This is a genomic window from Mucilaginibacter sp. Bleaf8 (assembly GCF_018390515.1).
Classification (GTDB): Bacteria; Bacteroidota; Bacteroidia; order Sphingobacteriales; family Sphingobacteriaceae; genus Mucilaginibacter.
Genome location: NZ_JAHBBK010000008.1, coordinates 1 through 13,953 on the forward strand (window position 1 = coordinate 1; position 13,953 = coordinate 13,953).

Below are 13,953 nucleotides of genomic sequence, written 5' to 3' on the forward strand. Positions count from 1 at the left end.
TGTTTCTGAACTTCACTACAGCTTTCACCGCGCTCCGCTCTTCCTCTCACCCATCCTTTACCTATCTTTCAATGAACTTCGCTACTCTTTCGATTTGCGACTGCAAAGGTAACACTTTTTAGAACTCCCGTCAAGACCTTTTTTTCCTTTTTTCAAAGCAGCCTTGGCGTTCGCTTAAACGGCTTCCCTTTCGGTTCTGGCCGCTTTTTCAGCGCCTTTCTAATGTCAATTCATCAGCCGCTCCTTGCAAGCGGGACGACAAAGGTATGGAAATTTTATAAATTGGCAAAACTTTATCAAATCAGGGCTGTATTACTTGGTTAAGCTACTCATTCTCAATCCTAAAATTTCTTAAATAGCTGAATTCATTTACAAATGGTTTATTTAAACCTTATTATTATTGTTTAAGTGGTTACCTGTTTATCCTCTTCTAAGGAGACACTCCTTTCCTTATATATAGGTGTATAATCGAATCTATGATCGTTGAAGCTAATACATCATTAATACAGGAATAACCTGGTCGCTATCGTAACTATATAATAAATGTAAAGGTGGGCCCTATATATGTCTATACCATATTGAGATTTTAACGCATTTTAACATTTAGCTTCATAATAAGCCTGTATCTTAGCGCATAAATAATAATTGACTGATTTACATTATATATTTATCTTTGCAGGATGTTTAAAAAACAACGCACTATTGTTACCGGGGCTTTATTTAGCGTGATGCTGATTGCAGGCAGCTGCAAAAGCAATTACGAAAAGCTGAAAGCAAGTAACGATAACGCTAAAAAATACCAGGCAGGTATTAAATACTACAATCAAAAGGACTATACTAAAGCGCTTGAATTATTCGAAGATTTAAGTCAGCGCTACCGTGGCCGTGCCGAAGCAGAGGACCTATTTTACTACTATGCCTACGCCAACTATAAGCTGAAAGATTATACCTCAGCACGTTATCATTTTAAAAACTTTGCCGACACGTATCCAACCAGCCAGCGTGCAGAAGAGTGCCGTTATATGGCGGCTTACTGTTACTACCAGGATTCACCAAATGCAACACTTGACCAGGATAACACAGTAAAGGCAATAGATGCTTTACAATTGTTTATCAACCTGTATCCGAAAAGTGAGCGGGTTGCTGAAGCCAGCAAATTGATTCAAAACCTGCGCGATAAACTGGAGACTAAAGCTTATCTTAATGCGAAGCTTTACTGGGATATTGGTGATTACTTATCGGCAGTAATGGCATTTAACAATGCACTGCGTGATTACCCCGATACTAAATATGCGGAAGAGATGGAATACATGACTATTCAGGCACAATATATGTACTCAAAAAACAGTACGCCGTTACGCCAGGAAGAACGTTATGGCCAAGCCATTGGCTATGCAGATCAGTTTATTGAAAAGTATCCGAACAGTAAACATATCAGAGAGGCCAATCAATTACGTAAAGATAGTTCATGGGGTGTTGATAGGGCTAAGAGGATATTAGCCGCTGCCGCTAGTGATGATAAACAACTTCGTAAGCTGGCAAAAAAAGACACGATAAAGAACCAGCAGCAATCAGAGATTGGCAGACACGGCGAGAGAAGTCCGCAGAATTAAGAGAACATAGTATATAACTATATATTAAGAAAAAGACATGAGCAACAATAACAGTAATAAACCGGCAGTAGCAAGCAGTACCGTAACCCGCGATTTACGGGAGCTGGATAAAGGTACAGATAACATTTACGAATCGCTCGTAATTATGGGCAAACGTGCCAACCAGATATCAAACAATATTAAAGAAGAGCTGCACCAGAAACTTTCTGAGTTTGCTTCATCAAACGATAACCTGGAAGAGGTATTTGAAAACCGTGAGCAGATTGAAATTTCTAAACACTACGAGAAATTACCAAAACCTGTACTGGTTGCCATTCAAGAGTTTTTGGATGGTAAAGTTTACTACCGCAACCCAACAAAAGAATAACTTAACCAGTTAAATATTAAATAAAAAGCCCTTCTTTAATGCAAAGAAGGGCTTTTTATTTAATACACTTAATTTGATACTTTTGCTGAATGCTTAATGGCAAAAAAATAGTTTTAGGTGTGTGCGGCAGCATTGCTGCGTATAAAGCCGCAAGCCTGGTAAGGCTTTTGGTAAAAGCCGGTGCTAAGGTGCAGGTAGTGATGACTGCCGACGCTGTTAATTTCATAACGCCGCTTACCCTGGCAACCCTTTCTAAAAAGCCCGCACTGGTTAATTACTTTGAACCTGCAACCGGGCAATGGAATAACCATGTGGAACTGGGGTTATGGGCTGATGCCATGCTGATTGCGCCTGCCAGCGCCAACACTTTGGCTAAAATGGCAACCGGGCAATGTGATAATTTACTCTTGGCAACTTACTTATCAGCCAAATGCCCGGTGTACTTTGCCCCGGCCATGGATCTGGATATGTGGAAGCACCCGGCTACGGTAAATAATGTACAAAAGCTGCAAAGCTATGGTAATGTGCTTATACAACCAGGTACGGGAGAACTGGCAAGCGGCCTGCATGGCGAAGGGCGAATGGCCGAGCCGGAAGAAATTGTGCAGTTTTTAACTAACCAGTTAAGCGGCAACCTGCCACTTACAGGCCGTAAGGTGCTGGTTACTGCCGGTCCTACTTATGAAGCGATTGATCCGGTAAGGTTTATAGGGAACCACTCATCGGGCAAAATGGGTTTTGCCATAGCCGATAGACTGGCTGTTTTAGGTGCCGAAGTAACTTTAGTTACTGGTCCTACAAGCCAAACCAATAACCAACCTGGCATCAAGCGGGTAGACGTTACATCAGCCTCAGAAATGCTGGAGGCCTGCCTTATGTATTTTGAAACTGCTGATGCCTGCGTGATGAGCGCCGCAGTGGCCGATTACACGCCGGTTACTGTAGCTCCGCAGAAAATTAAAAAGCAGGACCAGGAATTTAAGATCGAACTAAAAAAAACAACCGATATTTTAAGAACTTTAGGCGAGCGGAAACGTAAAAACCAGCTACTGGTAGGCTTTGCCCTTGAAACACAAAACGAGGAAGAGAATGCTATAGAGAAAATCAGGAAGAAAAACCTGGATTTTATAGTGCTCAATTCGTTGAACGATCAAGGTGCGGGCTTTAAAACAGATACCAATAAGATTACGATTATTGATCAGCATTTGCAGAAAACCACTTTTGATTTAAAAAGCAAAGCGGATACTGCGGCTGATATCTGTAATAAAATTATAGAGCTGATATAAATGATGATAAAGCTGTGCCTTTACCTGGCCTTATGTTTTTGCAGTTGTGCAGCTGCCGCACAGGATTTGAATGCTCGGGTAGAAGTACTTTCACCCAAAATTCAAACTGCAAACAAGCGTGTATTTAAATCGCTTGAAACAGCCATGCGCGATTTCCTGAATGGCCGTAAATGGAGCGCGGATGCGATACAGCCGTCAGAAAAGATAGATTGCAGCTTTATTTTGAACGTTACCGCCTGGGATAATGGTACATCCTTTAGTGGCGAGTTGCAGGTACAATCTTCCCGGCCGGTGTATAATGCGTCTTATAACACTACACTACTTAGCGTTAACGACCGCGATTTTGATTTCACTTATACCGAAGGCCAAACCATTGATTTCAATAACCAGAATTTTCAGAGCAATTTGGCCTCGGTAATGGCTTATTATGCTTACCTGATTATGGCGATGGATTATGATAGCTTTTCGCGTTTTGGCGGTACGGCTTATTACGCAAACGCCCAAACTGTAGTGATTAACGCCCAAAGCTCATCATACAAAGGGTGGAAAGCGTTTGACGGCAATACCAATCGCTACTGGCTGTCAGAAAACACGATGAACAAAACCTACATTCCGCTGCGTAGCTTTTTGTATGATTACCACCGTAACGGTTTAGACGTAATGGCCGATGACGCCGCCGCCGGACGAAAAACAATTACAGGCATACTCCCTACCCTTACCCAATTAGATCGCCAGCGTGTAGGTGCTACCTGGCCCACCCTCTTCTTTTTGGCCAAGCGCAATGAGTTTGTTAATTTATATACCAAGGCCGATCCACAAGAGCGATTACAGGCCATGAATATCCTGAACCAAGCCGATCCGGCTAACGGCAATCTTTACCAGGCTTTACAACAGCGCTAATCTGCCTACTCCGGCATTATCACCTATTAAATAGGCTGTTAAACAATAATTTTAATTTTTTATTTCCTGACCACTTGCAAATACGAAAACTATCGTAGATCTTTGTACGAAGATATTCGTATATATGAAAATTAAGACAACTGAAAGCGAACTGGAAATATTGCAAGTGCTATGGCATAAAGGCGCCTGTACCGTTCGTGATGTGCACGAGGAACTAATTAAGAACAAAGAAGCCGGTTACACCACTACCCTAAAGCTTATGCAAATTATGCACGAAAAAGGTTTGGTTGAACGTGATGCATCAGCCAAAACACATATTTATAAAGCTGCTGTAAGTGAAAAGCAAGCACAGCAAAGCGCATTGGATAAAATTATATCTACTGTTTTTAAAGGCTCGGCTGCCGATTTGGTTATCCAAGCGTTGGGTAATCACAAAGCATCCAAAGATGAGATAGATACCATCAAAGCGTACCTGAAAAAGTTCGAGAACCAATAAATACCACTGTTATGCAAACCGTTATCTATAATATAAGTCAGGCTGTGGCTAATGCCATTATCCATTCGTTGTGGCAGGCGTTGCTTGTTTACACCTTATTGCGTTTGCTTATACTGCTTTTGCCCAATACAACGGCAAGCATTAAATACAAACTGGCAGCAGGTGCTATGCTGGCTGTATCGGGCTGGTTTGCCATAACGGTGATTGCGCACCTCTATCAGTCGAACTGGGATGTAACAACATCAACCATAACCGTTAACCAGCATAATCGTAACTTTGATTTGCACCTGGTGCAACAGGCTATACACCAGGCTTACCAAAGCTACAGCATAAGCTACCGCCCCTACCTGCCTTATATCAGTTTATTTTATACAGCAGGTCTCTTTTTCCAACTGGTTCGCCTGTTTATGGGGCGTCAGCGATTGCGGCAGCTACGGCAATCAATTATTACAGATGATTTTTTGCAGAAACAAATAAACTTGTTAGCCCGCCAGGCAGGTGTCAAAAAAGAAGTGACATCCGGGCTTAGCAACCAGGTAACTACGCCCTGCGTTGCCGGTTATTTACAACCTATTATCTTTTTACCCATAACGGCTTATGCCCGGCTATCGGCTGACGAAATAAAGGCGCTGTTACTACACGAACTGGCACATATTAAACGGAATGATTACCTCATTAACCTGATACAGCAACTGGTTTTAACCACCTTATTCTTTAACCCCCTGGTATGGCTCATCAACCGAACTATTAACCAGGAGCGCGAGCATTGCTGTGATGATGTAGTAATACAGCATACAGGAGAGCCTTTATTATATGCACAGGCACTACTTAAAGTGCAGGAAGCGCAGGCCGACCTTCCTTCTCTTGCACTGGCAGCCACCGGACAAAAAAATTATTTACTAAACCGCATACATCGTATTATGGAAACTAAAAAGACAATGATTAATCCGCGCCATGTAGCGCTTACGCTGCTACTGATGGCAGGCAGCCTAAGTAGTATTGCCTGGCTGGAACCAACCGTAAAAGACGGAAAGATTACGGTAAAAAAAGTAAGATTTGCCGAGCTGGTACCCACCTTTTTTCAGGATACCATTATTAAACCTGCCGAGCCTGCAGCCCCGCCCCGCCCACCTGAAGCGCCTAAGCCGCCTAAATTTAAATCGGATAAATATGGCTTTACTTACCAGGATAAGGAGATGGAAAAGTTAGCAGCCGATATTGAAAAGCATGGTAATGCCATTGGACAGCTTTATGCAAGCGAAGCCTTTACAAAAATTGAAAAAGATCTGAACAGGCATGCACAAAACGTTGATCAATATTTCAACAATCCGGATATGCAGAGGCTGATGCAAAAGCAACAGGACTATGCCGCAGCCATTGGTAAGGCTACTGAGGATCCGGAAGCGCAGCAGTTGCAAAAGCAAATCGGTCAGCTATCCACCAAAATAGGTGAACATTATAGTTCGGCCAGGTTTCTGGAAATGCAAAAGCAACTTACAAATGCCAGCAACGAGCTGTCACAAGCCAAAGCCAACAGCGCCGAGTATAAAAAGAAAAAAGCCCAGTTAGATAAATTAACAGCAGAGCTGAATGCTTACCAAAACGATGCGGATATCAAATCTGCTCAGGCCGAACTTGGCAAAGTGAGCGAGCAGTTGGGCAAGCATTATCAAAGTGCTGCGCTGAAAGAGCAACATAAAGCGTTGCAAGGCCTTGATGATTCGCTTAAAAGCCTAACTAATAACATGCGCCTGCAACTCGAGCAAAAACAAATGGCTGGCGTTCAACAGCAATTAAAGGCTTTTCAAACCAATCCAAAGCTGCTCAAAGAACAGGCCGCATTAAAAAAAGCGACCGAGCGTTTACAGCAATACCAAAATAGCCCGGCTTTTAAAAAGCGCATGGCTAAGGCAGCCAACGCAGTGATGACAGAACGTCAGGAACTAAGGGAATTACCCGAGCTTCCTGAAAAACCGGAACTACCCGAACTGAAGGAAGTACCTGAACCCAAACTGTAATTTTACCTATTATCTGTTTAGCTAATATTTTTTGCATTTGCTAAACAGATAATCATAAAGCTTAGGCATTGATTTTGTAACTTAGTAACCCTAAAGCAAAGGATACATTTTCATGCTGCGACAGCTTACCATAAATAACTATGCGTTAATCGACAACCTGGATATCAGTTTTGATGCGGGGTTGAACATTATGACCGGCGAAACCGGAGCCGGTAAATCTATCATTCTCGGCGCCCTGTCGTTAATATTAGGGCAGCGCGCCGAGAGTAAGTATTTCTTCAATCAGCAAAAAAAATGTGTAATTGAAGGAATTTTCAAAATTGCCGGCTTTCACTTAAAGTCGTTTTTTGAAGATAATGACCTGGATTATGAAGCCGAAACTGTATTGCGCCGTGAAATATCGGCCGACGGTAAATCGCGCGCGTTTGTGAATGATACGCCGGTAAATCTTACTACGCTTAAATTATTGGGTGAGCAATTGATTGATATTCACTCTCAGCACGCCACCCGCGAACTTGCCGATCCTGAATTTCAGTTACTGATTGTTGATTCGGTAGCCAAGCACCAGCCTTTGCTCAACGAATATCAAACCAATTATCGCGCATATAAAAAAGCCACATCACGATTGCAGCAGCTTATAGCTGATAGTGATAAGGCCAAAGCCGATCTGGATTACTTTCAGTTCCAGTTTGACGAACTGGAGAAAGCCAACTTGGATGCCGACGAGCAGGAACAGCTGGAGCAGGAACTTTACGCCTTAAATAATGCCGAAGAAATAAAACGCCACCTTACCGGTGCCATGTATCTATTACAGGATGGCGAAACGGCCGTTACCCTGCAACTTAAGGAAGCAGGCCAGCAACTGACAGGTATCGAAAAATTTAACCCGGAAGTATCTGAACTGTACCAGCGCCTCAACAGTACCCTTATCGAGATAAAAGATGTAGCTTCAGAAATTGAGCAGCTGGAGCAGCGTACACAAACCAATGAGGCTCGTGTGGATGAAATAAACACACGCTTAAGCGTGATCTATAACCTGCAAAAGAAACACCGTGTAAGCAGCAATGCAGAGCTATTGCAAATTCAGGACGACTTATCAGCAAAAATACAGCAAGTACTTTTTGGTGATGAGGAAATTGAAAGCCTGCAGCAGCAAATCAAATTGCAGAAAGAAGACTTGGAAAGCCTGGCGGGGCAGATATCGGAAAACCGTATCAAAGCAATTCCTGATATTGAGCAGCAGGTATTGGATACACTGTCTGAAATGGCCATGGGCAACTCACAGCTTAAAATTGAACATAAACCTACTGCCGATAATGAACTAACCAAAAACGGTGTAGACCAGATACGATTTTTGTTTACCGCTAATAAAGGCCACAACCTGGCCGAAATGAGCAAGGTAGCATCAGGCGGTGAGCTATCCCGATTAATGCTGAGCATTAAATCGATCATTGCCCGGTATACTGCGCTGCCCACCATTATTTTTGACGAGATTGATACTGGTATTTCGGGCGAGGTGGCTAACAAAGCCGGTATTGTAATGGAGCGACTGGCTAAAAACCTGCAGGTAATTACCATTACCCACTTGCCGCAAATTGCCAGCAAAGGCGAAAGCCATTACTTTGTATACAAAAACAACGAGAAGGAAATTACCTATACCCAGATACGCCAGCTTACCAATGATGAGCGTGTGGTGGAGATTGCAAAAATGCTGAGCGGGGATAAACCGGGCGAGAGTGCGTTGCAAAATGCCAAAGAATTGTTGAATAGTTAGTTTGCATTTAAACTGACAAATAATTTCTACCTTTACACCCCGATAACAATTACGAAAAGTATGGCTCATAATTTATTACAAGGTAAAAAGGGTATCATCTTTGGCGCCCTTGACGAAAAATCAATTGCCTGGAAAACAGCACAGCGCTGTAAAGAGGAAGGCGCCGAACTGGTTTTAACTAACGCCCCTATTGCCCTGCGCATGGGTACTATCAACCAACTGGCCGAAGAGGTAAATGCTCCGGTTATACCGGCTGATGTAACCAGCGAGGCCGATGTTGACAGCCTGTTTGTTAAAACTATGGAGCACTTTGGCGGCGGTGTTGATTTCATCCTGCACTCTATAGGCATGAGCATCAACGTGCGCAAAAACATTCCTTACACTGAAAATAACCTGGAGTTTACACACAAAGGTTTAGATATATCTGCTGTCAGCTTGCACCGTGTGCTGCAATCAGCCATGAAACATGATGCAATCAATGAGTGGGGCTCGGTCGTAGCTTTAACTTACATTGCTGCACAGCGTGTATTCCCTAACTATAACGATATGGCCGATGGTAAAGCTATGCTGGAAAGCATTGCCCGTAACTTTGGTTACTACTACGGTGTTAAGAAAAAAGTGCGTGTGAATACCGTTTCACAATCACCTACGCTTACTACTGCTGGTTCTGGCGTTAAAGGTATTGACGGCTTCATTAACTTTGCTGAGAAAATGAGCCCGCTGGGTAATGCTAATGCTGATAACTGTGCTGACTACTGCGTGAGCATGTTCTCAGACTTTACCAAAATGGTTACCATGCAAAACCTTTTCCACGATGGTGGTTTCTCTTTCACTGGCGTTACCCCAGATGTTATCGAGAAAATGGGCGAGTAATTTTCCATTATAAAGATTTATAAGATAAGGCCGTGCTAATCAGCATGGCCTTCTTATTTTTACATCAACATCCACTCAGATAATGCCACATAAACAAAAAAGCCCCTGATTGCTCAGGGGCTTTTTTGTTTTCACTTAGCTAAGATTATTACTCTTGCTCTTCAGCTTTAGGAGCAGGATCTTCACTTTCGCCTTTATGTTTGGCAGTGATTTTAATTTCGTTGGCTTCTTTGTCAAAGTCAACTTCCATTACATCACCGTCCTGTAATTCACCTTTCAGAATTTCTTCTGCAATCGGATCTTCCAGATATTTTTGTATTGCACGTTTTAACGGACGGGCACCAAAGTTTTGGTCATAACCACGGTCGGCAATTACTTCCTTGGCGTTTTCAGTCAGCTCGATGGCGTAACCTAAGCCGTTGATTCTGCCGAACAGTGAAGCTAACTCAATATCAATGATTTTGAAGATGTCTTCTTTGGTTAAAGAGTTGAACACAATCACGTCATCAATACGGTTCAGGAACTCCGGAGCAAAGGCACGTTTCAATGCATTTTCAATCACGCCTCTTGAATGTGCATCAGCCTGATTTACTTTAGCAGCAGTACTGAAACCAACACCCTGACCAAAGTCTTTTAACTGACGGGCACCGATGTTAGAGGTCATGATAATGATCGTGTTTCTAAAATCGACCTTACGTCCCAATGAGTCGGTCAGCTGACCTTCGTCCAGCACCTGCAACAGGATGTTGAACACATCAGGGTGAGCTTTTTCAATCTCATCCAGCAACACTACCGAATATGGTTTACGACGTACTTTCTCAGTCAGCTGTCCGCCTTCTTCGTAACCTACGTAGCCCGGAGGCGCACCCACTAAACGTGATACGGCAAATTTTTCCATGTACTCGCTCATGTCTATCTGGATCAGTGCATCCTCAGAATCGAACATGAAACGGGCAAGTTCTTTAGCCAATTCGGTTTTACCTACACCGGTTGGACCTAAGAAGATAAATGAACCAATTGGTTTTTTAGGATCTTTCAGTCCGGCACGGGTACGCTGAATAGCTTTAGTCAGTTTTTTAACCGCATCATCCTGACCGATGATTTTGCCCTGGATACTGGTGGTCATGTTCAACAGTTTCTGACTGTCGCCCTGGCCCACTTTCTGTACCGGGATACCGGTCATCATGGCTACAACCTCAGCAACGTTTTCTTCGCTTACGGTATAGCGTTTTGATTTGGTTTCAGCCTCCCAAGCCGCTTTAGCCTGGTCAAGCTCTTCAAGCAGGTGTTTTTCAGTATCGCGCAATTTCGCAGCTTCTTCATATTTCTGGCTGCGAACCACACGGTTCTTTTCAACTTTAATCTGCTCTATTTTCTGCTCAATATCCAGAATATTTTGAGGCACATGGATATTGGTTAAGTGCACACGTGAACCGGCTTCGTCTAAAGCGTCAATAGCTTTATCTGGTAAAAAGCGATCGGTAATATAGCGTGAGGTTAAAGCAACGCAAGCGTTAATAGCCTCAGGCGTATAAGTTACACCGTGGTGCTCTTCGTACTTATCTTTAATGCGGGTCAGGATCTCGATAGTCTCATCGATTGATGCCGGCTCAACCATCACTTTCTGGAAACGACGATCTAATGCGCCATCTTTCTCAATATACTGACGATATTCATCCAACGTGGTGGCACCAATGCACTGGATCTCTCCACGGGCCAGAGCCGGTTTAAACATGTTCGATGCATCCAGTGAACCAGAAGCACCACCTGCACCCACAATGGTATGGATCTCATCAATGAACAGGATCACATCAGGTGATTTTTCCAATTCATTCATCACGGCTTTCATACGCTCTTCGAACTGACCACGGTATTTAGTACCAGCAACCAGTGAAGCCAGATCCAACGTAACCACACGTTTGTTGAATAACACCCGTGATACTTTACGCTGTACAATGCGTAAGGCTAAACCTTCCGCAATTGCAGATTTACCCACACCTGGTTCACCGATCAGGATAGGATTGTTCTTTTTACGACGTGACAGGATTTGTGACACACGCTCAATTTCTTTCTCGCGGCCTACAATCGGGTCTAAACGACCTTCTTCAGCTGCTTTAGTCAAATCGCGGCCAAAGTTGTCAAGTACAGGCGTTTTAGATTTAATGTCTGATACTTTTTTAGGCTGGCTAAATGATTCTTCTTCTTTGAAATCATCGTCGCCACCGGTTGATGAACCAGGCATCTCGTCAGTAATGTTTTTGTGAGATTCTACTTCATTCTTGAAAATTTCGTAGTTCACATTAAACTGCATCAGCAATTGAGAGGCAATATTATCTTCATCACGTAAAATAGACAGCAACAAGTGCTCAGTGCCTATAATATCGCTCTTAAATATTTTTGCTTCCAGGTAAGTTATCTTTAATACTTTTTCTGCTTGTTTGGTTAACGGAATGCTGCCAATATGTACATTAGTTCCGGTAGTACCTTTAACAGCATCCTCTACAGCGCGGCGTAATTTAGCTGTATCCACATTTAAGCCTTTCAGCAATTTTATGGCTATGCCGTCGCCGTCGCGAATAAGCCCAAGTAAAAGATGCTCTGTACCTATATAGTCATGCCCAAGGCGCAGTGCCTCTTCTCTGCTATAAGATATTACATCTTTAACCCGCGGCGAAAATTTAGCTTCCATATAGTACCTTTCTATAGTTTATTTGAACCTCCGGATGAATAGATTTGATTACGCATACGGAATTATATCTTTAATATCAACAATGTTGCCAATGTTTAAAGTTGGCGTAGATAATTTGTTAAATCAGTGTAATCTGTATAACTCGCCAATCCCCATATAGGATTTGCAGGTGTTAATGCGATTGTAGCGCTCTGTTTACGGTGTTTTCATGTGCAATGTAGTATTTGATTTAATTTTTACTGCACAGTTTAAAATTAATTTTTCAGTTTATTATACACCGGTTACTATAGCAGGCAATTTCGTCACAAGTATGCCTTATTGACATACACCTGTTACTTAAACCTTATTTCCTGATTTTAATCTCATTTAACATTAATCTCAAGTTAAAACACATTATAAGGTAAAGCGGTTATAAGCAAACGATGCAATTGAAACTAAACAACGTCGTTAATTTAAATAAGGAGCGCATGCCATATCGCATTAAAGGTATTGTTATGCACAATGTTACTTATCATTATAACGATAAAAGTCAAACAGGGGTTACACATGCATCAATATTATTTAAATCAATAAGCACAACACAGCACCAGGCTGTGGTTCATAACAATCAAACTTGTTTACCGAGACGGAAAATACCAGCATGCATGCATTTGTAAACATTAGGCTACATCTTGCTATGGTTAATCCAGACCGCCATCGGTTAAAATTACTAACCTATAAAGCCATCTATGATGAAAAGCAAATTCATGTTCAGTACCGGGATAGAGAACAGTTACCCTACCATATTTGAGAACGGCAAAAAAATACGTATTGACGAGATGGAAAAATGCGGCCACTATGAGCGATGGAAAGAAGACTTTGCCCTGGTAAAGGAAATGGGCATTGAGTTTCTGCGCTACGGTCCGCCATACTACAAGGTACATGAAGGCCCTGGCAAATACGATTGGAGTTTTACCGACGAAACCTTTCGTGAACTTAAGCGACTGGATATTACCCCAATAGTTGACCTGTGCCACTTTGGTGTACCCGACTGGATCGGCGATTTTCAGAATGCTGACTGGCCACATTATTTTGCTGAGTTTGCCGGCGCATTTGCCCGCCGGTTTCCGGACCTGCAATTGTATACGCCTATTAATGAGATTTTTATTGCAGCGGTATTTTCAGGCCAGTATGGCTGGTGGAATGAAAGCTTAACCAGCGATAAAGCGTTTGTAAATGCGCTTAAAATACTTTGCAAAGCCAATGCACTGGCCATGCAGGAAATTTTGAAGGTACAGCCTGATGCTACCTTTATCCAAAGCGAATCGTCGGAGTACTTTCACCCCGAAGATCCGAGCTGCCGCGACCTGGCCGATTTCCTGAATCGTAAGCGCTTCCTATCGCTCGATCTTTGCTACAGCCACCCGGTAAGCGTTACCATGTACAAATGGCTGCTGGATAACGGCATGACGGATAAGGAATACATGTGGTTCATGAACAATAAAATCAAAGCCAAATGTATTATGGGTAACGATTATTATATTACCAATGAGCACCTGGTATTGCCCGATGGGTCAACCCGTGCATCAGGCGAGATATTTGGCTATTATGTAATTACCAAACAGTATTATGACCGCTATCACCTGCCGGTAATGCATACCGAAACTAATATTATTGAGCCAAACTCCGAAATGTGGCTGCATAAGGAATGGGCCAACTTATATCGTTTTAAGCAGGATGGCTTTCCTATTGTAGGATTTACCTGGTACAGCTTAACCGACCAGATGGACTGGGACTCGGCCCTGCGCCACAATGCCGGCAATGTAAACAAGCTGGGCCTTTATGACCTGGATCGTAAAATACGCCCCGTGGGTAAGGCTTACAAGCACTTGATAGAAGTTTGGAAACCCGTACTGGCCGACGAAAGCTTTGGCATACAAACCTATTTGCATTAACAA

Annotated in this window: 10 protein-coding genes; 9 read left to right on the forward strand and 1 reads right to left on the reverse strand. The window is 42.8% G+C overall.

Annotated elements, in window-relative coordinates; all coding sequences use genetic code 11:
- Nucleotides 1-680: 680 nt before the first annotated feature.
- The 8 genes from KHS38_RS21185 to KHS38_RS21220 all read left to right on the forward strand — a co-directional run bounded on the left by KHS38_RS21185 (nt 681) and on the right by KHS38_RS21220 (nt 9,327).
- Nucleotides 681-1,613, forward strand: coding sequence for an outer membrane protein assembly factor BamD (locus KHS38_RS21185; protein ID WP_213490759.1), 933 nt, complete (start codon nt 681-683; stop codon nt 1,611-1,613).
- A 37-nt stretch (nt 1,614-1,650) separates the two neighbouring features.
- The gene (locus KHS38_RS21190; RefSeq protein WP_213490760.1) at nt 1,651-1,980 is read left to right on the forward strand and encodes a DNA-directed RNA polymerase subunit omega; all 330 of its coding nucleotides are present in this window, start codon (nt 1,651-1,653) and stop codon (nt 1,978-1,980) included.
- An 89-nt stretch (nt 1,981-2,069) separates the two neighbouring features.
- The gene (gene coaBC, locus KHS38_RS21195) at nt 2,070-3,266 is read left to right on the forward strand and encodes a bifunctional phosphopantothenoylcysteine decarboxylase/phosphopantothenate--cysteine ligase CoaBC (RefSeq protein ID WP_213490761.1); all 1,197 of its coding nucleotides are present in this window, start codon (nt 2,070-2,072) and stop codon (nt 3,264-3,266) included.
- Complete coding sequence (gene porD / locus KHS38_RS21200; protein ID WP_249665514.1) at nt 3,267-4,166, forward strand: type IX secretion system protein PorD; 900 nt, start codon at nt 3,267-3,269, stop codon at nt 4,164-4,166. It begins immediately after the preceding gene.
- Between the two features lie 124 nt (nt 4,167-4,290).
- Nucleotides 4,291-4,662, forward strand: a complete 372-nt coding sequence (locus KHS38_RS21205) for a BlaI/MecI/CopY family transcriptional regulator (RefSeq protein ID WP_213490763.1) — start codon at nt 4,291-4,293, stop codon at nt 4,660-4,662.
- An 11-nt stretch (nt 4,663-4,673) separates the two neighbouring features.
- A complete protein-coding gene (locus KHS38_RS21210; RefSeq protein WP_213490765.1) occupies nt 4,674-6,680 on the forward strand; it encodes a M56 family metallopeptidase in 2,007 nt (668 codons plus the stop codon).
- A 112-nt stretch (nt 6,681-6,792) separates the two neighbouring features.
- Nucleotides 6,793-8,454 (forward strand): DNA repair protein RecN, encoded by a 1,662-nt coding sequence (gene recN, locus KHS38_RS21215; protein ID WP_213490767.1) that lies wholly within the window; start codon nt 6,793-6,795, stop codon nt 8,452-8,454.
- A gap of 60 nt (nt 8,455-8,514) precedes the next feature.
- Nucleotides 8,515-9,327, forward strand: a complete 813-nt coding sequence (locus tag KHS38_RS21220) for an enoyl-ACP reductase FabI (RefSeq protein ID WP_213490769.1) — start codon at nt 8,515-8,517, stop codon at nt 9,325-9,327.
- A 148-nt stretch (nt 9,328-9,475) separates the two neighbouring features.
- On the opposite strand, the gene KHS38_RS21225 is transcribed toward KHS38_RS21220, so the two are convergent.
- Nucleotides 9,476-12,016, reverse strand: a complete 2,541-nt coding sequence (locus tag KHS38_RS21225; protein ID WP_213490772.1) for an ATP-dependent Clp protease ATP-binding subunit — start codon at nt 12,014-12,016, stop codon at nt 9,476-9,478.
- A gap of 728 nt (nt 12,017-12,744) precedes the next feature.
- Between KHS38_RS21225 and KHS38_RS21230 the strand changes: the two genes are divergently transcribed.
- Nucleotides 12,745-13,950 carry a family 1 glycosylhydrolase gene (locus KHS38_RS21230; protein ID WP_213490774.1) on the forward strand — a complete coding sequence of 402 codons (1,206 nt, stop codon included), beginning with the start codon at nt 12,745-12,747 and terminating at the stop codon, nt 13,948-13,950.
- Nucleotides 13,951-13,953: the final 3 nt, after the last annotated feature.

What these genes read in the sequence shown, in the direction of transcription:
- KHS38_RS21185 (WP_213490759.1), top strand. Translation starts at nt 681, where the DNA reads ATGTTTAAAAAACAACGCACTATTGTTACCGGGGCTTTATTTAGCGTG.
- KHS38_RS21190 (WP_213490760.1), top strand. Translation starts at nt 1,651, where the DNA reads ATGAGCAACAATAACAGTAATAAACCGGCAGTAGCAAGCAGTACCGTA.
- coaBC (WP_213490761.1), top strand. Translation starts at nt 2,070, where the DNA reads ATGCTTAATGGCAAAAAAATAGTTTTAGGTGTGTGCGGCAGCATTGCT.
- porD (WP_249665514.1), top strand. Translation starts at nt 3,267, where the DNA reads ATGATGATAAAGCTGTGCCTTTACCTGGCCTTATGTTTTTGCAGTTGT.
- KHS38_RS21205 (WP_213490763.1), top strand. Translation starts at nt 4,291, where the DNA reads ATGAAAATTAAGACAACTGAAAGCGAACTGGAAATATTGCAAGTGCTA.
- KHS38_RS21210 (WP_213490765.1), top strand. Translation starts at nt 4,674, where the DNA reads ATGCAAACCGTTATCTATAATATAAGTCAGGCTGTGGCTAATGCCATT.
- recN (WP_213490767.1), top strand. Translation starts at nt 6,793, where the DNA reads ATGCTGCGACAGCTTACCATAAATAACTATGCGTTAATCGACAACCTG.
- KHS38_RS21220 (WP_213490769.1), top strand. Translation starts at nt 8,515, where the DNA reads ATGGCTCATAATTTATTACAAGGTAAAAAGGGTATCATCTTTGGCGCC.
- KHS38_RS21225 (WP_213490772.1), bottom strand. Translation starts at nt 12,016, where the DNA reads ATGGAAGCTAAATTTTCGCCGCGGGTTAAAGATGTAATATCTTATAGC.
- KHS38_RS21230 (WP_213490774.1), top strand. Translation starts at nt 12,745, where the DNA reads ATGATGAAAAGCAAATTCATGTTCAGTACCGGGATAGAGAACAGTTAC.